At 43.7% G+C, this 22,878-nt stretch carries 17 protein-coding genes; 2 read left to right on the top strand and 15 right to left on the bottom strand.

The genetic code is table 11. From position 1 onward, the window contains the following. Positions 1 to 16 precede the first annotated feature (16 nt). The 9 genes from OGM16_10005 to OGM16_09965 all read right to left on the bottom strand — a co-directional run bounded on the left by OGM16_10005 (position 17) and on the right by OGM16_09965 (position 12,883). Entirely contained in the window at positions 17 to 733 is a 717-nt protein-coding gene (locus OGM16_10005; protein ID UYJ45168.1) for a hypothetical protein, read from the bottom strand. Further along, entirely contained in the window at positions 717 to 1,388 is a 672-nt protein-coding gene (locus tag OGM16_10000) for a YkgJ family cysteine cluster protein (protein ID UYJ45167.1), read from the bottom strand. Before OGM16_10000 ends, OGM16_10005 begins: the two co-directional genes overlap by 17 nt. A 54-nt stretch (positions 1,389 to 1,442) precedes the next feature. Beyond that, positions 1,443 to 2,231 carry a L,D-transpeptidase gene (locus OGM16_09995; GenBank protein ID UYJ45166.1) on the bottom strand — a complete coding sequence of 263 codons (789 nt, stop codon included), beginning with the start codon at positions 2,229 to 2,231 and terminating at the stop codon, positions 1,443 to 1,445. A 138-nt stretch (positions 2,232 to 2,369) separates the two neighbouring features. Further along, positions 2,370 to 5,708, bottom strand: a complete 3,339-nt coding sequence (locus OGM16_09990; protein ID UYJ45165.1) for an SMC family ATPase — start codon at positions 5,706 to 5,708, stop codon at positions 2,370 to 2,372. Then, the gene (locus tag OGM16_09985; protein UYJ45164.1) at positions 5,705 to 6,853 is read right to left on the bottom strand and encodes an exonuclease SbcCD subunit D; all 1,149 of its coding nucleotides are present in this window, start codon (positions 6,851 to 6,853) and stop codon (positions 5,705 to 5,707) included. The genes OGM16_09990 and OGM16_09985 overlap by 4 nt, the downstream gene beginning before the upstream one ends. A 120-nt stretch (positions 6,854 to 6,973) precedes the next feature. After that, a complete protein-coding gene (gene argH / locus OGM16_09980) occupies positions 6,974 to 8,353 on the bottom strand; it encodes an argininosuccinate lyase (GenBank protein UYJ45163.1) in 1,380 nt (459 codons plus the stop codon). Between the two features lie 67 nt (positions 8,354 to 8,420). Further along, positions 8,421 to 11,306 (bottom strand): YfhO family protein, encoded by a 2,886-nt coding sequence (locus OGM16_09975; GenBank protein ID UYJ45162.1) that lies wholly within the window; start codon positions 11,304 to 11,306, stop codon positions 8,421 to 8,423. Positions 11,307 to 11,332: 26 nt separating this feature from the next. Further along, positions 11,333 to 11,755 carry a GtrA family protein gene (locus OGM16_09970; GenBank protein UYJ45161.1) on the bottom strand — a complete coding sequence of 141 codons (423 nt, stop codon included), beginning with the start codon at positions 11,753 to 11,755 and terminating at the stop codon, positions 11,333 to 11,335. A 126-nt stretch (positions 11,756 to 11,881) separates the two neighbouring features. Further along, positions 11,882 to 12,883: an FAD:protein FMN transferase gene (locus OGM16_09965; protein UYJ45160.1), complete on the bottom strand. Its 1,002-nt coding sequence runs from the start codon at positions 12,881 to 12,883 to the stop codon at positions 11,882 to 11,884. 174 nt (positions 12,884 to 13,057) lie between these two features. On the opposite strand from OGM16_09965, the gene OGM16_09960 reads away from it, so the two are divergent. Next, the gene (locus tag OGM16_09960) at positions 13,058 to 13,984 is read left to right on the top strand and encodes a LysR family transcriptional regulator (GenBank protein UYJ45159.1); all 927 of its coding nucleotides are present in this window, start codon (positions 13,058 to 13,060) and stop codon (positions 13,982 to 13,984) included. A gap of 316 nt (positions 13,985 to 14,300) precedes the next feature. After that, entirely contained in the window at positions 14,301 to 15,491 is a 1,191-nt protein-coding gene (locus tag OGM16_09955; protein ID UYJ48434.1) for an iron-containing alcohol dehydrogenase, read from the top strand. A gap of 102 nt (positions 15,492 to 15,593) precedes the next feature. On the opposite strand, the gene OGM16_09950 is transcribed toward OGM16_09955, so the two are convergent. The 6 genes from OGM16_09950 to OGM16_09925 all read right to left on the bottom strand — a co-directional run bounded on the left by OGM16_09950 (position 15,594) and on the right by OGM16_09925 (position 22,872). Further along, a complete protein-coding gene (locus OGM16_09950) occupies positions 15,594 to 16,955 on the bottom strand; it encodes a xanthine permease (protein UYJ45158.1) in 1,362 nt (453 codons plus the stop codon). Between the two features lie 50 nt (positions 16,956 to 17,005). Continuing rightward, entirely contained in the window at positions 17,006 to 17,950 is a 945-nt protein-coding gene (gene arcC, locus OGM16_09945) for a carbamate kinase (protein UYJ45157.1), read from the bottom strand. A 56-nt stretch (positions 17,951 to 18,006) separates the two neighbouring features. Continuing rightward, on the bottom strand, positions 18,007 to 19,419 hold the full coding sequence (locus OGM16_09940; protein UYJ45156.1) for a TIGR00366 family protein: 1,413 nt from the start codon (positions 19,417 to 19,419) through the stop codon (positions 18,007 to 18,009). Between the two features lie 75 nt (positions 19,420 to 19,494). After that, positions 19,495 to 20,196, bottom strand: a complete 702-nt coding sequence (locus OGM16_09935) for a DUF6198 family protein (GenBank protein UYJ45155.1) — start codon at positions 20,194 to 20,196, stop codon at positions 19,495 to 19,497. Positions 20,197 to 20,218: 22 nt separating this feature from the next. Beyond that, on the bottom strand, positions 20,219 to 21,421 hold the full coding sequence (locus OGM16_09930) for an amidohydrolase family protein (GenBank protein UYJ45154.1): 1,203 nt from the start codon (positions 21,419 to 21,421) through the stop codon (positions 20,219 to 20,221). Positions 21,422 to 21,465: 44 nt separating this feature from the next. Then, a complete protein-coding gene (locus tag OGM16_09925) occupies positions 21,466 to 22,872 on the bottom strand; it encodes an amidohydrolase family protein (protein UYJ45153.1) in 1,407 nt (468 codons plus the stop codon). Positions 22,873 to 22,878 lie beyond the last annotated feature (6 nt).

Raw genomic sequence — 22,878 nt, 5'->3', positions numbered from 1 at the left:
GTACTAGTACATCGTTTTAAGACTCCGGCACTACAACAGCTTTACTTCCAATTAATTCCAGTTTGTCGCTGTTGCTGCCTTCTCTTTTTATATGAGCCGTTTTAACAGCAGCTCCGGATGCACAGGCCGCTGTGATCGTTCCCTGGGCGCCTGCAAGTTCCACAGTCTCATCTACAATGCCAAACTCTAAGCCTGTAAAGGTAAGGTTTCCGCCCTCCAGCCGGACTGCAGAAGGATGGTCTGCATCCAGCTCTCCCCCGTTCCAGTCGCTGCAGACAGCATTGCCGCTGGCAGATTCCAGTTCCAGGCTTCCTTCTCCCCTGACGGTCAGTGTACCTGTACCTTTTTTGATCACAGGTCCCTGGCTTTCCAGGTGGCTTACTGTATCTTTTTTCAGCTGAAGGATCAGATCTCCTTCCACTTCGATCACCGGTTCTGCTGTGTCCAGGCTTCCTGCTTCCAGTTCGTCCAAAGTCAGGATATACTGTCCTCTGCTGTTTCTAAGTGTCCAGCCAGCTTCCCTGGTGGTCTTTCCATTTTCAGGGATCAGTACCTTTTCTCCTTCGATCTTAACAGAAGTAAGAGGAACCTGGTTTCTGGAAGTAGTCAGATTGAATTTGGACGCTACAAGCATTCCAAAAGTAGCTACTCCTGCGCAGCAGGCTGCCACCAGACCGATAAACAGAACGGTGCGCACCATTCTTCCAATAAATTCCTTAGGCAGCTGCTGCATGTTTCGCTTCCTCCAGTTTCTTGTTAAACTGCTCATAAAAATCCCCAGAAGCATCAAAGGGCTCCATATAGAACTTTTTCAGGATATATAAGCACAATGCCTTTGACTTTTCCTGTCCTTCACTTCCAAAACTTTTTATCTTCTGTCCCATTTCTTTTGCAAAATAATGCCAGTCAGAAACGAATTTCTCATATTTTCCGAAATCCGGCACATCGATCCATTTACGTACCTTTACTTTGGTCCTGTTTTCTTTTTTACATTCGTGGATCTGTAAAAAATACTGGAATGAACCATTTTCATACAGTCTGCCCAATGGGAACAGGCGGCAAAATCCCGGTCTGAATGGATGAACGGAGCATCTTCCTTCTTCATTTAAGAAAGAACAGGCTTCCTTTTCTCCTGCCATTTTCAGATTTGGAAGGATCAGTCCGTCTGACATGTTTAACTCGATCCGGCCTTTTAACAGATCCTCAAAGGATAGCCCTGTTCCTGTACTTAAACGGTAAATATCATAGGGATCCAGTAAAATAGAGGATCCCATTCCCTGACAGCAGGCAGAACAGCCTTTACAGTCGCCGCAGTCTGCTTTTACCATATCTGAGGAACTGTACAGCTTTCCATCTGATATTTCTTTTAAATCTATTTCGCGTTCCATTGTTTCTTTTGTTTCCTTTCACATTCCAGCGGTTCTTCTGTCCATTTAAATCAGTTACGGCCCGATAGTCACCGGTACACCTACTGCACAGTAACTCCACAGAATATCCATTACATCATTTGTCATGGCAATACAGCCTGCTGTTCCTCTGTCTCCCTGATTTCCATGGATCTCAATGGCTCCTCCTAAAGGAGTATCCCATGGGGGTGTCACACCTGCTTTATTGGCATCTACAATAGCCTGATACTGTTCCTGGGTAATAAGGCCGGTGGACAGACCTCTCTGGGCATCTTCAATATTGGGATAGGACAATCCCAGTGCCAGATAATATTTGCTCTTGTCATTTCTGGTACATACGTAGAAACTGCCTGACGGAGTGATCTCATCTCCCTCCTTTACTTTATCACCAGTAGCCGACTGCCGTCCCAGCTTGGCATCCCAGATACCGATCACCTTCTTATTCTGCATCAGGGTCAGCTTGCTCTGGCGTTTGCTGATATAGATGCTGATACCGGTGGCTGTCGGGGTGATAGATGCCGGGTCTGGTTTGGCTGCAGAGGTTTCTGTATTCTGAACAGCATCTGACTCCTTTTGGCTTCCATCTGCCTTGTTTTCTGTACTCTGGGTCTTATCTGTACCGGCTGCAGGATTTTCTGTTGCCTGTGAGGCCTTTGCCCCATCCTGGTCATTCTGGCTGGCATCTGTCACCGGTGTTGCCTGGCCATCAACAGCTTCAACGGTGCTGTTAATGGCAATGATCTGTTCTGCCATCGCGCCGGAAGCTGCTGTTACAGCCAGTCCTACTGCCAGAAAACCTCCCATCAATAATCTTCTATATCTCATAAAACGCATCTCCTTTTGGAAAACATATACCCGCTTTTTTCTATCTGCTCCCCATTTTACCAGAACACCGCTTTATGGGCAACCGCAGTTTGTTTAAGATTTTCTGTCAGTTTTCCAGCTATGCCTGAATAAACTTTCTTAGTTCCCAACCACCTGTACCTGGCTTCCTATACCTGCGCTGCTGCGTTTTTTGGTGACAATGATTTTTCGCTCGATCCGGTCCTTCAGCTCTCCTACATGAGATATAATGCCTACCAGTCGTTGGCCCTCTGCCAGATCATTTAAGGAACGGATCGCCTGGTTTAAGGAGTCTTCATCTAACGAACCAAAACCTTCATCTACAAACATGGCATCCAGGCGGATCCCGCCTGCGCCTGCCTGGATCTCATCGGAAAGCCCCAATGCCAGTGAAAGGGACGCCTGGAAGGATTCTCCGCCGGAAAGTGTTTTTACACTTCGCTCTGTTCCGTTGTAATGGTCAATAACATTTAATTCCAGACCTGCTTTTTCCTTCTTGCCTTCCCCATTTTCCTGCCGTTTTAACTCATACTGGCCACTGCTCATGGTCATAAGCCGCAGATTGGCCCTGCGCAGGATCCGGTCAAAATAAGCCATCTGCACATAGGTTTCAAGCTCGATCTTACGCTTTCCGCTAAGTGTTCCCCCTGCTGTATCAGAAAGTGCCCGCATCCACACATATTCCTGCTCTGCTGCTGCCATTTTTTCCTGCTGTCCCTGAACAGCCTCATAAATACGCCGGTTGCTTTGCAGCTGTGAAAACTGTCTGGAATAAGCTTCTTCCCAGTTTTTCTTCTCTTCTGAGAATGTATTGATTTTTGCCTGTATCTCGTCTTCAGAGCTTTCTACTGTGGAAGAAATCTGGCTTTTTAAGGTTTCCATCGAAGATTTCAGGCTTTCACACTGCTGTTTTAACTGACCAAGTGTTTCATCCGCCTGCTTCAGCTTCTTCTCTAATGCCTGTTTTTTCTCTGTTTTAGCTTTCAGGACAGCATCTATCTCATGGGTTGTCATAAAACCATATATCTGGCTTTCTTCTTCAATCTGTCTCTTTAACTCTTCCAGCTGTATTTCCAGTTTCTGGATATCCAGAGTCTTTTGGGAAATGCTGTCTGAAAGAGTCTTCTGACGGATCTCCAGCTTTTCTGCCTGTATCTGTAAATGATCTAATATATCTGCTTTTTCTCTGTTTTTCCTGATCTCTGCCTGAACTGCTTCCAAAGCATCCCTGTTTTCTTCTTTTAACTGTATATATGCAGCTTTTATCCAAACAAGCATCTGCTGTATGTCCTGCATACCTGACTGTATCTGTGTACTTTGCAGATCTTCCTGCTGCTTTTCCAGCTGCAATATCTCCATGCTCTGCTTTATAAGAAGAGAAAGGCTTCCTGCTGCTGATGAATAAATATTCCGGGTCTTTAACAGCTTATCCTGGAGTACTTTTTCCTTCTGTTCTAAAGCCGCCAGTTCTTTCTGGCATTTTTCAAGAGATTCTTTTGCCGTCTGAGCTTCTTTTAACTTCTGTTCACAGGAAGATAATTCCTCTGACAGATGCATTTTTACTTTTATGACATCCTGGCTTTCTGCTGCACTTTTTTCTGTCCCGGAACCTTCCATATGAGGTGCTTCTGATATCTCATTCCAGACGTCCCCAAAGATCTTCCCTCCTTTATTTTTATACTGCTCCCGCAGATCCCCCAGCTGCTCCTTCATCTGGCCGGCCTGGGCACTTAACTGCTGTACATTTTTTTCTTTCAGCTCTAATATTTCCCTCTTCCGGTCCAGAACCTTTTTATCCGGCACCTGATCTGCGATCACTGCCAGCTGGGGATGATGAAGGGAACCACAGACCGGACATTTCTCCCCTTCCTTTAAATGCTTTGCCAGAAGACCTGCCTGTGCATCCAAAAATGCCTGTTCCAGTTGGTTATAAACCTCCCTTTCCTCATTTCTTTCCGCAACAGCTTTCTCATATTTATCCTGGGTCTCCCATAATCTTCTCTCCGCCTGTTGTAACTGGACTACCTGGGTCTTAAACTCCCGTAACTGCCCTGCTCTTACCTGCAGTACCAGCTCTGTTCCAGCCAGTTCCGTAAGGACTGTTTCCTTCTTTTTCCGTTCTTCTTTCTGCAGCACAAGTTCATTTTCATTTTTTTCCAGTTCTGCTACTTTCTTTTCCCCGGCATCTTTTTCTATAACTGCCTGATTTAAAGCATTTTCCCCGTCTGCAAGCTGCTTTGCCTTGTCCTGCACTTCTTTTAAGATACTTTGCAGCCGTTCTTTTTGGGCGTCTACCCCTTTCAGGCTTTCCCGGGCTTCTTTATTCTCCTGTATTGCCTGTTCCAGAGAAGCTTTTTCTGTGTTTAATCTTCCAGCTGCCTCTTTCTCTTTTTCAATCTGGTCTGCCTTTTCGCCGGCTGTTTTTTTCTTCTTTATAAAGGCTTCCAGACCATCTTTTTGTGTCCGTAAACCGCGGATCTCCTCTGCCAGCAGCTCACAGTCTCCGGCTGCTTCTTCTGCTTCCTTTTTCTGTTCCTCAGCCTCTGTTACCTTTGGAACTAACACCTTAAGCTGTTCCTGCTTTGCTTCCAGGTTTTTCTTCATTTTCTGCTTTTGCTGTGCTTCTCCAAGCCCCCGGCTTGCAGCTTTTATTTCTTTATCCAGACCGTTTATGTGGTCTTTTACCTCTCTTAAACTGTCTTCCTGCCGTTTTATAGCATCTACAAGAAGCTGGATCCCCCGCATGGTCTTTCCCTCAAATTTCGCCTTTTTCAGTTCTTTCCATTCTGCCTCAGCCTGGGGATCTTCGCTGATAAATGCATCACCTAAATACTGGAGGATGCTTAAACGCATGCCATCATACTCTTTCCATTTCCCCTTCACTGCATCCCGCAGCCGGTTTTCAATATCCTGATAGATCCCCGTATGGAAGATCTGGCGGAATATCTCCCCCCGCTCTGTAGTTCCGGCTAAAAGCAGTTTCTGGAAATCTCCCTGGGCGATCATGGCAATCTGGGTAAACTGGCGGTAATCCAATCCCATTAACTCTGTTATAGCTTTTGTCACTTCTCTGGTTTTCGTCACAGGCTGCCGGCCGTCAGGAAAAACAAGCTCTGCCTCTGCTTTCTGTAAGGTAAATCCCGTTCCTCTGCCCTTTGGACGCAGATATTCCGGATTTCTGGTAACTTTATAATCTTTTCCCTGATAGATAAATGTCAGTTCCACATAAGTAGGAACATCCTCCGGTGCGTATTTGCTGCGAAACATTCCTGTTTCCCTTACATTTCCGCTGGCTTCCCCATAAAGGGCAAAGGTAATAGCATCAAAAAGAGTGGTCTTTCCCGCGCCTGTATCACCGGTGATCAGATAAAGCCCTTTTTCCCCCAGCTTTTCAAAATCAACTACTGTCTTTTCCCCATAAGGCCCAAAGGCGCTTATAACCAGTTTTTTCGGCTTCATTCTTTCACCTCCCGGATGATATTTCCTACAAACTCTTTCTGTACCTGGCTCATAGGCTGATTATTCTGCAGCTCATAAAATTCCATAAACAGCTCCATTTCTGATTTTTGCTCCACTGCCTGGGCTGCCGTAAGCTCCATATTTCCCCTGGTCCTGCAGTTATCATATTCCAGCTGCATAATATTGGGATAAATGACCCGCAGCTTCTGAAGACCGTCTAAAATATCCTCTTCATCTGTCAATGTCACATGAAGGTAATCATCGCAGTTTTCATTTTCATAAAATGGCTTTGCAGTTACTTCCATATAACTGCCGCGGATCTTTCGCATATCCCGCAGTGGACGCAGAAAAATAGCTGATATATCTACATTTCCTTTTTCTTTTAACTCCACCACAGTAATGGATTTCTCCTGCCCCGCCTCTGAAAAAGAGTATTTAAGAGGCGTGCCGCAGTAGCGCACCTGGTCTCTTCCCACTGCCTGTGGACTGTGGATATGGCCCAGTGCCACATAGTCAAAATCATCAAAAACAGAGGCATCTACATTGTCAAGCCCCCCTACAGACACCTCTTCTGACTCACAACGCATGGCGCCTGTAACAAACTGATGGGCTATTAACACATTCCGCACATCTGTATCTATATCCATATGGGAAACAGCCATTTTCACTGCGCTCTGGTGATCGCACACTGCTTCTGCTTCTTTTTCAAATTCTCCCCCTTCAAAAGCATGGCGGACTACAGCCGGTTTTATGAAAGGCAGCAGATGGATGCACACTTTTCCATATTCATCCGTAAATTCCACCTTCTCTGTCTTTCCCTCATATACAGGAGCCACGTAAATGCCGCTTTTCTTCATCAGCCGTCCGCCGTAAGAAACACGTTCCGGAGAATCATGGTTTCCACTGATCATAAACACGGGCAGTCCCATTTCATTCAGGCTTGTGAGAAAATCATCAAATACCTGCACTGCCTCTGCCGCCGGAACCGGCTTATCATAAATATCACCTGCTAAAATGATTCCCTCCGGCTGATGCTCTTTCGCAGCCTTTAATATCTGTCCCAGAATATATTTCTGGTCCTCCAGCATGGAAAATTCATTGACCCGCTTTCCAATATGCAGGTCTGATAAATGAAACAGCTTCATAAAAACCTCCCAACCTATATAATGTACTCTCGAAATAAGAGTACATTATACCAAAAAGGCACCGCAAAAAAACTTTTTTCTTTTGCGGCACCTCTCATTCCACTTGATCATGTGTATTTGTTACTGCTCTAACTGCTTCTTATAGATCTCAATTACTTTCTTCATCATTTCAGGACCTGGTGCTCCGATGGTCATACGCTTTTCTACACAGGTCTTCATGCTGATGGCTTCGTATACATCTTCCTCAAACACAGGACTGATCTTCTTATATTCCTCTAATGAAAGATCATCTAAGGCAATGCCCTTGTCAATGCACAGCAGTACCAGCTGTCCTACAATGCCATGGGCATCACGGAACGGCACGCCATGATTTACCAGGTAATCAGCTGCATCTGTAGCATTGGTAAAGCCATTCTTTGCACTGGCTTCCATTACATCCTTGCGGAATTTCATGGAAGAGATCATGCCGGTAAATAAGGACAGACAGCCCTTCACTGTATCAATAGCATCAAAGGTCAGCTCCTTATCTTCCTGCATATCCTTATCATATGCTAAAGGAAGTCCTTTCATTGTGGTAAGCATAGAAACCAGGGCACCGTAAACGCGGCCGCTCTTTCCACGGATCAGCTCTGCAATATCAGGATTCTTCTTCTGAGGCATAATGCTGCTTCCGGTGCTGTAAGAATCATCGATCTCTACGAAACGGTATTCATTGGTATTCCAGATAATGATCTCCTCACTGAAACGGCTTAAGTGCATAGCAATCGTAGATAATGCGCTTAACAGCTCGATCAGGTAATCGCGGTCAGAAACAGAATCCATGGAGTTTAAGGTTGGACCATCAAAATCCAGAAGCTTTGCAGTATACTCTCTGTCCAGAGGATAAGTAGTTCCAGCCAGGGCGCCGGAGCCTAGTGGACAGTAATTCATTCTCTTGCGGATATCCTGTAAACGGGAACGGTCCCTGGAGAACATTTCAAAATATGCACCTACGTGATGAGCCAATGTTACAGGCTGTGCTTTCTGTAAATGGGTAAAACCAGGCATAAATGTCTCTGTATTTGCTTCCATGATCACCAGAAGTTCTTTTAAAAGTTCTTTTACAAGAACGTCCATCTCATCGATCTCATCTCTTGTATACAGCTTCATATCCAGAGCTACCTGGTCGTTGCGGCTGCGTCCTGTATGAAGGCGCTTTCCTGCTTCACCAATACGTTCTGTTAAGGTTCCTTCTACGAAAGAATGGATATCCTCATATTCAGAGTCTGACGGGATCACCAGACTGCCGCTGTCAAGGTCTTCCCTGATGCCTTCAAGACCTGCCACAATGGCATCTCTGTCTGCTTCTGTCAGAATTCCCTGTTTTGCTAACATCTTTACATGCGCAATGCTGCCTCTGATGTCCTGACGGTAAAATTTCTGATCAAATGAAAGTGATTCATTAAAATTCTGTACCAGCTGGTCTGTTTCTTTTGTGAAACGTCCGCCCCAAAGCTTCATAATTGATGTCTCCTTTTACTTTTCTTTTTATATCTGCATGTATGATTATTCATTATACATTATAAATTCACATTTTGCGGCTATTTTTTCTGTTTTTGCCTATTTTTTTCTTATTTTTTTCATTTACAGCTGTAAACAGGGCTGCACCGGCAAACACAGACAGGCTTACACCGGTGATCATGGCACCGGTTTTTAAGCCTTCCGGCTCATAGGTCAAAGTGATCTCATGATCGCCTTCACTTAAGTCTGCTGCCACAAATGTATCAAAGATGGACCTGGTTTCTGTTTCCACACCGTCTACTGTAAGTTTCCAGCCCTTATCATAAGGAATGCTTGTATACATGGTACCGGCTGTATCTGCATGAATAGTACCGGAAAGCTGCGTATCTGTCCACCTGGACAGTTTTACAGGATTCTGATCCATTTTTTCATAAAACTCTTTAAACGCCTCTGTATCAAAACGCCATACTTCTGCCTGAAGTGTTGGATTTCCATCATCTTCACAGCGAAGCTCCACCTCTGTTCCTCTTACAAGATAACCAAGTTCCAGGAAATAACCTCTGTCCACATTGTCAAAGGTCTTGCTTTTTTCGCCCATGGCGGCAGTAACCTTTTCCACCTTTTTGTTGGTCACATATACATAATACTGACCATTTTCTTCTGATGTAAAGGTAAACTTTTTGCCTTCTGCAGCTCCTTCATTGGACACTAAAACATCCCTGGTTCCCAGCACATTGCAAAGATCATTCTGGACGACAGCCGGGTTGCCGGAATCTAACAGCCAGTTGCCTTCCACATCCCCCGGGAGCATAAATGCCACAGGCAGTGTATATTTATTCTCATAAAGCCACATGGAACCTTTTCGTCCCAGCTGGTCCTGTAAGCCAGTTGAAGGCTGCTGATCCGGATAAATGCCATAGCGGATGGAAAACAGACTGTCCACCAATGGGGTGCTTCCCTTGATACTGTAAGCATTCGTAGAGCTTTCACATCCAAGGAATCTTACAAAATCCGATAAAGAAGCATTGGCTACAGAAGAAAACAGGGATGCCGACGGATAATTCATCCATGCCCCGTCATTTTTAGTCTTGCTGTCTCCCTTTTCCACTCTGTAAAAGGTGTCACTTTTAATGTTTCCAGCCAGCTGTATGGTGTCTTCATTATCCTTTACATAGGCTGTTCTGCTGGTAGTGGGAAGACTGCTGACACCTAAATTTAAAGCCGTTTCCACTGCCACTAAAAGCAGTGTGAGCATCATGACCGCATCTTCATTCCAGTGCTTTCTCTTGTACAGATAAACAAGTCCCATATACAGAGAAAGGAAGATAATAGCTGCATAAAACACAGAAAAATGAAATTGCTCTGAGTTATCCACAAGTTTCTCTGCCATGATCACAAAAATGACCGCACCCCAGAAAGCCCATACCACCTGCTTCCAGGAAATTTCTTTTAATTCCAGGCAGGCCTGATGGCACATAGTCAGCACCAGGGCAATATAAATAAAGGACTGCCTGCAGGGAAGGCTGTTTGGATAATGGAAACCATGCCAGATGAAGTTTAACACATTAATGGAAAAGCTTGCATAAAACATTAACAGCAGACCACAGTAAACTGCCTTTTCCCGCACTGTTATCTTCTTTGCCCCCAGATAAAGGAGCAGGAACATAAGTACCGCCACACCACAGTAAATATTAGGCCAATGGTCCAGACCTATCTCCGTTCCCACATTTCCAATATGGCGGGCGATCATATCAAAAATAGAAAAATAGCAGCTGATAGTCTTTGGAAAATCAAAGTCACCGGAAGCAGTTGCCTGTAAAGCATAGATCTCCGGCAGAAGCACTACAGCTGCCAATCCTCCTGCAAGGAGAGAATAAAAGCCAAAACGCACTCCTGTTGCTGCCAGTTCTTTTACTCCCTTTGGCGGATTTAAAATGACCTGCATGATCACATACATGACCATAAAAATACAGATCATAATAGAAATATAGTAGTTGGACAGAATAGAAAGTCCCAGGGTAATGCAGTAGAACAGCCCCTTTTTCTCCCGTACCAGCTGCTCTGCCCCATAGAGGATCAGTGGCAGAAGCCAGATGCAGTCCAGCCACATGATATTCCAGCTGTAAGCTGCCATATAACCGCTTAAAGCATAGAAAATACCAAAAACACCGGCTATAAAATGCTTTTTTTCAAAATGACGGTTCAGATACCAGGTAAACGTCACGCCACAGATGCCTGTTTTTATAGTGATCAGGATGGTCATAAATTCAATGATGAATTTCTTTGGACATAAAATGATCAGCCAGTTCACCGGACTTGCCAGATAATAGGCATAAAGGGCAGAAAAATTCACTCCCATACCAATATCCCAGCTGTATAGCAGGCTCCCCCCCTGCTTTAGCTTGTACTGGAATTCAGAAAAGAAAGGGGCATACTGATGGTACATGTCTGTCCGTAAAAAGCACTCTTCCCCAAATGGGAAAATACCTCTCTGGGCAAAAAGAATGATCAGGACAGCTACCGGCACAAAAAAGGCTGCGATCATACCATCACCTGGGCGCAGAAAGCGGAAGCCTCCATTTCCCGGCTCACTTTCGTTTTCCGGCTCGTCTTTAAATTCTTCCGGTGCTTGTACATCTTCTCTCTCATCCGCGTCGGCCTTATGGACAGCATCCACTTTTTCTTCTCTTGCAGCTGCTGTCTGTTCTTTCGCTTTCCCCAGACTTCCCGCCTTTTTTTTCTCTTTTTTTATTTCTATTTGCACTAGCTCACTTTCCTGTGATCTTTCCTGTAAATTTTTCTGTGATTTTTCCTGCGAGCTTTCCTGTAAATTTTCCTGCAAAGATGCTGCTTCCTCCCTGTTGTCTGCATTTTTTACCGTAACCGGTCTCTGGACCATTTCCAAAACTGCGTCCAATTCCTTCTCTACCTGTTCTATTTCTTCACGACTCACTGCATTCACCTTTCTTACAGCCGTTCCTATTTCTTTTTAAAGATCCAAAGTTTGCTGAACACATAATTTGCCACCATATTGATAACAGAAACTGTCAGTTTGCAGAACATTTCATAAACAAGCCCTCTGTCTCCTCCCAGCTTCACCATCACTACCAATAAGATCCAGGTCGCCACTCCTGAAATAGCTCTTGCCGCAAAAAAAGCACCGCCCTCTTTTAATAGGTAAGAGGGGCGCATGTTAAAATTGCGGAATACAATGATCTTATTTACAATATAGGCAAATAATACCGCAGCCAACCATGAAAAAGCCTGGGATACACCAACACCCATGGACATCTTCCTGAATAACGTATAGGAAACAAAGTCCACAGCTGTTGTCAGCACACCACAGACCAGGTAGCTGATAGTCTCATAATTTACACATTTTTTCCATAATTTTCCAAACACGTTTTTTCTCCTGCATCTGACCTTATATTTCTTTTCCCCAGTCAGTTCTTTCTATAATATTTTAACCTGTCTGATACGGGATCGCTGCGTGCTTTGCACTCTCCCAATCCTGCCAGTTATCCTTCCTTAATCAGAACTTAGAAACTCCTGTGTCCCTTCTGAATAATGCAGTTCCCCATCTTCTGTGATGAACACTGCATATACACCATCCAGTGAATCAGCCAGTTTCATTCCATTTTCCAGACCTAAAGCAAAGCAGGATGTGCTCAATCCGTCTCCATCCACAGAAAGTTTTGAAATGATCGTCACCTGGGTAAGGCCATTTTCATAAGGATAGCCTGTATGCGGGTCTAAAATGTGATGATAATTCACCCCATCCTGGATAAAATGCCGTTCATACACCCCAGAGGATACAACAGATAAGTCATTGATATCCAAAGCTGCTACTGTTTCCGTACGGTCTGCAAAAGGTTTCTGAAGACCGATCTTAAAAGGCTTTCCGTCTGTTTTTTCACCTACACAGACTACATTGCCTCCCAGGTTGATAATAGCACTTTTTACCCCCTGTTCTGTTAAATAATCTTTGATCCGGTCTGCAATATACCCCTTTGCAATGGCTCCCAGATCAATCGCTGTATCATCATCTGCAAAAGTAACTGTATTTCCTTCTAATAAGACTTTCTTATAACCTACTTTTTCAAGAGCCGCCTGGATAGCTGTGCTTTCCGGCACTGCTGGATCTGCCCCTGCAAAGTCCCAGAGACTGCTTAAAGGCTCAATCGTAATATCAAAGGCCCCGCCGGACATTTCACAATACTCCAGTCCCTTCTTTAAAACCTCCGCAGTTTTATCAGAAACTGTAAACTGTCTTTCGCCCGGCTTTCTGTGGTTCATCTGGTAGATCTCACTTGTGTCGATGGTGGTACTTAAAACATTTTCATATTCCCTGCACACATCCAGAGCACCATCTAATATCTCTTCTTTGTCTGTATCATACAAGGTAACACTGACAAAGGTATTCAGCAGAAAATCCATTTTATTTATGGGCTCTTTTGTCTTCTCTGTACAGCCTGTTAATGACAACACCAGACAAAGAACTGTAAGCAGGATGCAATTTCGTTTTTTCATATATTTATTATCTCTTTTTTCCATAAGCACATTCCAAATTTTGTCACGCAACGCATGAACAGTAATCATTTTATCACTATGACAGTTTTACTGTCAACATAACCAGAAAGACTTTGAAAAGAACAGGGATTTAGTATATACTTGTAAATGAAAATGAGTTACAGGAGATCCCATATGAATCTTTCCTATTTAAAATACGCTGTAGAAGTAGAAAAAACCGGTTCTATTACAAAAGCAGCCCAGAACTATTATATGAACCAGCCCCATTTAAGCAAGATCATCCGTGAACTGGAGCGTGATCTTGGATGTCCCATCTTTGACCGTACCAGCAGGGGAATGATCCCTACTGTCCGTGGAGAAGAATTCCTGCGCTACGCAAAAGGGATCATGGAACAGGAAGCTCAGTTAGACAAGCTCTGCTCCAGAAATAAGGAATGTCCCCGTGAAATTCGTCTTTGCGGACCCCGTGCTTCTTATATATCCAGCACTTTAAAGAATTTTTTAAAAGAAGATGACCGGCTTTTTACGACCAATGTGCGCTATAAAGAAACGAACTCCAAGGACGTGGTCCGTCTGGTCTCTTCCAAAGAATTTGACTTAGGCATTGTCCGCTGTCAGGTACTTTACGAACCATTTTTCCTTAAAATGATACAGGATGAACATTTGGACAGCAAGGTCTTATGGCAGTTCTCTCCTAAGGTACTTATGTCCCCCTCGCATCCTCTTGCAGGAAAGGAGCCTTTAGACCACCTTGATTTTTCCCAGTCCGTAGAACTGCTTCAGGGAGATATCCAGTATCCTTCTTTTACCCCGGAAAATACTGACTGTGTCCTTCCGGACAGTGATCCCCGCCATACCATTTATATTTATGACCGGGGCAGCCAGTATGAATTTCTCCGCCATCTTCCAGGTGCCTATATGTGGACTTCTCCTGTTCCGTACAGCACCCTTACAGAAGCAAAACTGATCCAGAGAGAATGTACCCGCCCGGATAATGTATTCAAGGATCTTTTAGTCTGTCGCAGCAACTACCGCCTGTCCAAAGCAGAAACAGAACTGACCCAGTGGCTGGACCGCACTATCAGCCAGCTGTCTGACTAACTGGCTGCTCTGTTTTGTAAGACCATTTTCATCAGGTCTTAAAATATCGTCTTGAAAATAACAATATTCTCAGTAACAGAGCTGGCCATTTTTTCGTTTATTTTTCTGTTACTGAGTATTTTTTTCTTTCTGCTTTCTATTTTTATTCACATTTCACAATTTTCTTCTCATTAACCAGTGATATACTTACAGGAATACCATTATTCCATTTTTGCATCTAGTCAAACTTTTATCAATGTGCTACTATATAGCTGTTAAAGAAATAACGAACAGATACATATAGTCAATCACACAACTATATTTTTAGGAGGTCATAATTATGAGATTCACATTACCAAGAGATTTATACCATGGAAAAGATGCACTGGAGTCCTTAAAGACACTGCCTGGCAAGAAAGCCATTGTTGTTGTAGGCGGCGGCTCCATGAAGCGTTTCGGTTTCCTGGATAAAGTAGAAGCTTACTTAAAAGAAGCAGGAATGGAAGTTCAGTTATTTGAAGGCGTTGAGCCAGATCCTTCTGTAGAGACCGTTATGAAGGGTGCAAAAGCTATGCAGGAATTCAAACCTGACTGGATCGTAGCTGTAGGTGGTGGTTCACCAATCGATGCTGCAAAGGCTATGTGGGTATTCTATGAGTATCCTGATACCAAGTTCGAAGACCTGATCACACCATTCAGCTTCCCAACACTGCGTACAAAAGCTAAATTCTGTGCTATCTCCTCTACCTCCGGTACAGCTACCGAAGTTACTGCATTCTCTGTAATCACAGATTATGCTAAGGGAATCAAATATCCTCTGGCTGACTTCAACATCACACCAGATGTTGCTATCGTTGACCCGGCTTTAGCAGCTACTATGCCTAAGAAGCTGACCGCACATACTGGTATGGATGCTATGACTCATGCTATCGAGGCTTATGTTTCCACACTGCACTGCGAATACACCGATCCATTAGCACTCCATGCAATCGAACTGATCAACGAATATCTGGTTGCTTCCTACAATGGCGATCTGGATGCCCGTGCTAAAATGCATGACGCACAGTGCTTAGCTGGTATGGCATTCTCTAACGCATTATTAGGTATCGTTCACTCTATGGCACACAAGACCGGTGCTGCTTACTCTGGCGGACATATTGTTCATGGATGTGCTAACGCAATGTACCTGCCAAAGGTTATCAAATACAACGCAAAAGAACCTGAAGCAGCTGCAAGATATGCTAAGATCGCTAAGTTCATCAACCTGCCGGGAAATACTGATGAAGAACTGGTAGATGCTCTGATCGCAAGGATCCGCGAGATGAACAAGGATCTGGATATTCCTACCTGCATCAAGTACTATGAAGGCGGAATCATCGATGAGAAAGAATTCATGGAGAAACTGCCTAAGGTTGCAGAACTGGCAGTAGGCGATGCCTGCACCGGCTCCAACCCAAGAAGCATCAACCCAGATCTGATGGCTAAGCTGCTTAAGTGCTGCTACTATGATGAGGAAGTTGATTTCTAATTCATAGAAATTCATAAAAGATCTGAAGATCTGGAATTGAATAAGAAATTTTTTAAGGGCTGCGATTCAAAACCGCAGCCCTTATTTGATCAAAGGATATTCTTATGATTCTTTTAAAACAATATTCAACAATACATTTAATCCCACACCACACAGTACTGCAATAAATACCGGTGAAGTACAAAGCATATTTAAAAATGGCGAAAGTCCATCTGCCCACTCTTTATAAGTAGAAGTACACTGATATGGAAGCATAACTGCTAAAGTAAGGGTAATTCCGGCTACCAGCGTATTTCTCAATGTTCTTGGAGATGATACAATGGAATCGATCCCAGAAAACATGATGGAAGCCGCTGAGATTAGAAAAACAGCTCCGATAACCGGTTTAGGGATACCTGCCAGGATATATGCCATTTTAGGACAGAAACCATAAAGTTGGAAGAGTCCCCCTGCAAACTGGGTCACACGTCTGGAAGCTACACCGGTAGCTGCCACGATACCTATATTCTGTGTATAAGATGTACATGGCAGGCCTCCAAAAAGAGCTGTGATCATACAGCCAAGGCCACTGGCCATGATTCCCTTATCAATATGCTTTACTCTGTACACCTCATCACAGGCTGCACAGGTTGCAGCATAATCTCCTACAGACTCAAAAATAGCTCCCATATATCCACTAAAACCACCGATAACAGCTGCCGCTATAATGGTGATCGCACCACTTGGCTGTCCTTTCATACCTGTAAATGGGAAAAGACGCGGGATTCTCAGCCATGGGGCTGCGTGAACTGCTTCCCAGTCAAAAATCCCCAGAAAAGATGATACCACTACTCCTACGATCACAACTGTAACAAGTATAAATCCCTGGGAAATGATTCCTTTTGTTTTAAATTTAAGTACAAGTGCCAGTAAAAATGAAATCAGTGCCAGGATCAGATACAACGGTTCCTGTTTGGAAAATGTCCACTGGACTGCAATCCTTGCTGCTACAAAGCCAATTGCAGTTACTACAGAACCAACCACTACCGGTGGAAGAAATTTTCTTACTTTACTGACTGTTTTGGTCACTCCAAGTACTGTCTGGATCAGACCTCCTATAAAGGATGCGCCCCATACAGCAGGAAGGCCATAAACACCTGCTATATTACCCATGGAAGACATCAAAGCAGAAGATGAACCTTGCACAATAGGAAGCCTGTTTCCTACCGTTGTCTGAAGAAAAGTGCATATACCCATGCAGAAAAAGCAGGCACAAAGCAAAGTAGGTACAAAATCAGGTTGATCGATCCCGGCTAAAGAAGCAAAACCGGCTGCCCACATAAAAGGTGTGAAATCCACTAATGTGATCTGAAGTGCAAAAAGGATCGCTTTCCACAATGGTTTTGGAACATCTTCTATTCCGTATGCAATTTCAATGTTAGATTCTGGCTGTTCTTCAAATACCGCCTGTTCTGGGTCATACATAAAACCACTTCCTATTCTCATTCTTAATTTTTCAATCTTTATCTTAGTTTTTAAACCAATTCTATTTCTGTTCCTGTTTTTCCTTCAATTCCATCTTCTGCTTTTTCAAGCAACGTAATCAGTGCTTTTCTTCCTTTGCCAGATTTTGCAAAAGCAACTGCTGCCTCTACCTTTGGAAGCATGGAACCTGGAGCAAACTGTCCTTCCTCTATATAAAATTCTGCTTCTTTCACACTCATATGATCCAGCCACTTTTCTCTTGGTGTACCATAGCCGATCGCCACTTTTTCTACTGCTGTAAGAATGATCAGATAATCTGCCTCCAGCTCTTCTGCCAGTTTTTCAGATGCAAAATCTTTATCTATGATCGCTTCCGTGCCAATATAGTCTCCGTTTTCGTTCTTTACTACAGGAACACCGCCGCCTCCGCAAGCGATCACGATCTGGCCTTCTTCCACCATTCCACGGATAGACTCCATTTCAAGGATAGCCACAGGCTTTGGTGAAGGAACTACGCGGCGGATTCCTCTGCCAGCGTCCTGTGCAAACACAAAACCTCTTTCTTTTCTCAGAATCTCTGCTTCCGCCTCTGTTACATAGGCTCCGATGGGTTTAGAAGGCTTTTTATATGCCTCATCTTCCGGATCCACCTGAACCTGGGTAAGAATGGTAGTAATAGGTTTACGGATCCCGGATCTTTCCAGTTCATTTCTTAAAGCTCTCTGAAGATCCAGACCAATATATCCCTGACTCATTGCTGTACACACAGATAATGGGCAAAGTTCATAATGTTCGGGATCCTGCTTATGCAAAGCTGTCATCGACTTCTGGATCATTCCCACCTGAGGTCCATTCCCATGTGAAATAACAACCTGATGTCCTGCAAGGATCAGGCCTGCAATCGCCTTTGCAGTTCCTTTTACAACTTCTGCCTGCTCTGAGATCGTTTTTCCAAGAGCGTTTCCGCCCAGTGCAATTACAATTCGTTTTCCCATAATTATTTTCTCCTCTATTTGTATGGTAGTGTCAAAAACTACCTCTTTTTAATTCATTATAAAAACAGCAGACCGGCTGATATGATCACCAAAAGGGCGATCAGACAGATCACACAATATCCCATTACATCTCTTACCTTTAACTTCGCTACTTCCAGCACCGGAATCAGCCAGAACGGCTGCAACAAGTTGCAGCAGGAATTTCCCCAGGAAAGAGCCATTGCCGCTTTTCCTTCCGACACTGCAGGCATAAAACTCTGCACTGCCTGCATTACAATGGGACCCTGGACCGCCCACTGTGCCCCGCCGCTTGGCACAAACAGCTTTACGATCACTGCACTGAGGCAGGTAAACAGTGGAAATGTCTGTGCATTGGAAATATGTACAAAAAATCCAGCGATCACCTGTGCAATAGAAACACCTGTAGAACCACCGTTATAACTGATCAGTCCTGCAATACCCGCATAAAAGGGCATCTGCAGAACCACTCCTACTGCTCCGCCAAGAGATTTTTTCACTGCTTCTACTGTACGTACAGGTGTTTTATACATCGCAATGGAGGCAAACAAGAAGATCATATTAACCTGATTAATAGAAAGTGAAAAAGACTGCTTTTTAATATAAAGAGAGTCTACAAAACTCCAGATCACACAGAAAAATCCAATACATGTAATGGCTCCGTTTAAAAGTACGGATGTTTCCAGCTTTTCTGCAGGAGTCATTTCACTGGGGGATTTATAAACTTTTGCTGCAGATACTTCATTAAATATAGACGGATCCACTGTTTTCGTCTTTTCAGGAGATGGATGCATGGCAGTGATCAGCAGGCATAGAACAATGGCACCAACCACATAGATAAACAGATTATAAGGTGCAAATACCGTTTCCCTGAAAGGAATACCTGTTGTACTCCATACGCCTTCAAAATTCCAGCCACCGGCTACATTTAAGGCGATGGTGCCGGATATTCCCACCAGGCAGAACGCATTTCCTACATAGGCAGCTGCCACAAGCAATGGATAATGGATCCCTTTTACCTTTTTTGCCACTTCCTGGGCCAGCACTGCACATACGATCAATGCTGCGCCCCACTGAAGAAAATATGCCACCATACCTACTGCTGATACCAGGATAAGAGCCTGCTTTGGTGTTTTAGGTACAGATGCGATCTTTACAATGATCTTATGCACTGGCTCTGTATTGGCAAACATGGTTCCTGTCACTACGATCAGCACCATCTGCATTCCAAATCCTAAAAGATTCCAGAAACCACCATACCAGCCTTTATATACAAGATCTATCAGACGGTCGAGCACTGTGATCCCTTCTGCAGGAGCAATACCGGTAACAGGAATGGCTGCTATGAACAGTATTACCGTTAAAAGCAGGACCAGAATGTATGCATCCGGTAAAAAGCGGCTGATCAGAGCTACACTTCCATCTACCAGTGTATCAAACAACTTTTTCAATTTTTTCACCTCAAAACTTTTCTTCCACTGCTTTATAAGCAGAGCTGCCACCAATATGGGGCAGCTCTTTTGGATTTAATTCATAATACTCTGGAACTTTTCATAGAATTGTGGAAATGAAGAATCAAAACTTCCGGCACGATCCAGTATTTTTCCAAAAATACCAATCAGCGGAGCATTTACGATGGTTGCAAGAACTGTATTAAAACCTACCATATCAAAAGCAAAACGGCGGAATAATACAAGCATAAGGATCACTGCAATGCAAAGAGCTGTAAAATCAAATATCCATTTAACCTTTGTTGTATCTTTATGAAATGTATCTGAAATATCTTTTACAAACATTTCATAGGCTTCCTGTGGGAGGTAGGTCCTCAGGAAAAATGCGATCGCCAGCGAAGTGATCACTGTTCCTAAAACGCAGGACATTCCCCTCTGCCAGAACACTGTATACTGTTCTGCTCCCAAAACATCATACCAGAGATCCAGGATATTTCCGTAAAGAAACGCTGTAACAAACGATAACAAATATTTCCATTTAAACCGTCTTACTGCAATTCCTAATACGATCAGTAGTAGTCCCTGGAATATGTACTCAGATTTTCCAAATGTAAACCACGGCAGTGTTTCTGAAATCCTAAGATACAGTACATACGCAGGAGCAACTACCATTGATACACCAAAACCGCTTTTTGCTGACAGGCAGACACCTAAAGGGCACAGGATCATTCCCATTACATAAGCAAGTTCCGCAAAATTTCCTTTTTTATTGTTCATCTGCATCCCCTTTCCGTGGAATCTACTTTGCAGTAATATCCACACCACTCTTAATTACATAAGCAGGGGCTGTATGATGCCAAATGGCATGATATACATCTTCATCCTCCAGGACTACCAGATCGGCATTTCCGCCAACTTTCAGCTCATGATCCTTGATGCCAAGAACTTTTGCTGCAGTAGTAGTTATCATGTCATAAAGCAGTTCCATGTCATCGAAGCTGACCATATGGAGCAGATGGCTGGCAAGAAAGGCCACCTGAAGCATATTGCACTCGCCATATGGGTAATATGCATCTGCAATATCATCCTGTCCCAATGCAACTGGAACACCTGCTTTTAACAGATCTTTTACTCTTGCATGGAGAGGGCCTGTATGAGGATCTGATACAACACCGATCTGTGCTTTCTTTAAAAGAGAAACCAGCTTTCTGAAGTAATTTTCAGGATACAGTTCCATTGCACGGCAATGCTGTGCCGTAGCTCTTCCCTGCCATCCCATTTCAATCACTTTCTTGCATAACATTTCAAGAGTTCTCTCTTCTGCATCACCTACATCATCTAATAGCATGGAAATGTCTTTATTGTATTCCTTTGCATAATCACACATGGAATTTACATGATCCAGTTCTTCTTTCTCTGTAAACTCGATCCACGGGATGCCGCCTACTACATCTGCGCCAAGATCCAGGGCATCTTTGATCAGTTCCTTTGCGCCTGGTTCTCTTGCAACACCATCCTGTGGGAATGCAACTACCTGGATATCCAGACGGTCCTTATATTCCTCTCTTCCCCTGATAACACCTTTCACGCCTTCCAGTCTTGCTTTGCTGTCTACATCAGCAAATGCACGGATATGAGTGTTACCATATTTAACAGCCAGATCACAAGCCTTGCGCACATTTTCAATGATCCATTTTTCATCATAGCATGCCTTAAAATCAGCGGCTCTTTCAATAGAGGTCATTGCTCCGCCCATGTTATTATCATTGTATTCCTTTAAAGCGTCCTGACCTGCCATTTCCAATGTATATACCTTGCACAGATGAAGATGGCCGTTTACAAAGGATTCTGTTACCAGCTTGCCTTTTGCATCAATGATCTGTTTTGCTTCACCTTCTACAGATGACGCAATGGCTGTGATCTTTCCGTTTTCAATTCCGATCTCCACCAGTTCTTTTCCTGTTTTTCTTGTTTTCGCATTTGTAATCTTAATATCCAGCATATGTAACCCTCCTGATTTTTTTATGTCTATGCTCTCATAATCTTTTAGCCGATATCTTCTTTTAAACTGCCAATTCGAACAGAAGCTCTTGTCAGTAAGTCTTTACCTACCTGATTTACATAATCCCGTTTTTCTTCTTCGTTTACTTTCGTAAGTTTTCCTGATGATACAACTAATTCCCCATTTACCACTACATCTTTTACAAGACGCGGATCTCCACTTTCTACAATACATGCCACCGGATCATAGCAGCCGCCTGCATAGGTAAGCTGGTTCCAATCCATAACTGTAAAATCAGCAGCCATTCCTGGTGCAAGATAACCAATATCATCTCTTCCAAGGACTTTTGCACCTCCAGCTGTTGCCATATACAGATAATCATCTGGTGTCGCTGCCTGATCTCCCCAGGTCAGACGGTTTAACAGATATGCACACCGGATCTCTTCCAACATATTGGAAGAATTACTGCTTGCAGCTCCGTCCACTCCCAGTCCGATCCTTGTAAGACCATGTTTTAAATAAGAAGGTACCGGGCATGCACCTGAGCTTAAAAGCATATTGGAGATCGGGCAGTGTGCTACGCCTGTTTCTGTTTCAGCCATCTGTTCAATCTCTTCTTCATTTAAGTGGATACAATGTGCAAAATAGAATCTCTTTCCAAGAAGTCTGTGTCTCTTAAACCATTCAAAAGGACGGCAGCCCCATGTCTTAAGTGTATATTCTACTTCATGCTGACTTTCTGCAAGATGACCATGGACCATAATGTCATATTCTTCTGCAAGATCTACAACAGCCTCTATGATATCTTCTGTCTCATACTGTGCGATACTTGGCGCAATTCCCACCTGACACATAGAAAAGCGGGAACGGTCATGATACTTTTTCACCAGCCTGATGGTATCTTCTGTGACACTTTCCTTGGTATCTACCACTTCCGGCGGTACAATATCGCTTGGTACAGAGTGGAATCCTCTGGTAGGATGGAAACGGATGCCTATCTCTGCAGCTGCCTGGATCTCTGCATCAACCAGATACTTTACTCCCACAGGATGTGGATACCACAGGTCATTGGATGTGGTACAGCCTGTTTTCAGCATATCGCCCAGTCCGGAATAAACACCTGCACGGGCTACATCTGTATTCAGATCTTTGTAGATCTCATACATAACAGTAAGCCATGGTTCCAGTTTCAGACCTCTTGTTGCCTGTATATTGCGGATCAGTGACTGCCAGGTATGATGATGGACATTTACAAATCCAGGAAGGATCACAGTTCCCTTAGCATCTATGGTTTTATCAATCTGTAATTTACCTGCATATTTTTTCTCCAGATCATTTCCTACGTCCAGGATCTCTTTTCCGGAGATCAGCAGATCTCCATGACGGAATTTTTCCCGTTTTTCATTTACAGTAAGGATCCAGTCGGCATTCTTATAAAGTGTTATCCCCATATAGCT

Source organism: Lachnospiraceae bacterium (assembly GCA_025758065.1).
GTDB lineage: Bacteria > Bacillota > Clostridia > Lachnospirales > Lachnospiraceae > Enterocloster.
Note: the sequence above shows the minus strand (reverse complement) of the source record. Positions and strands in the feature narration are given on the sequence as shown.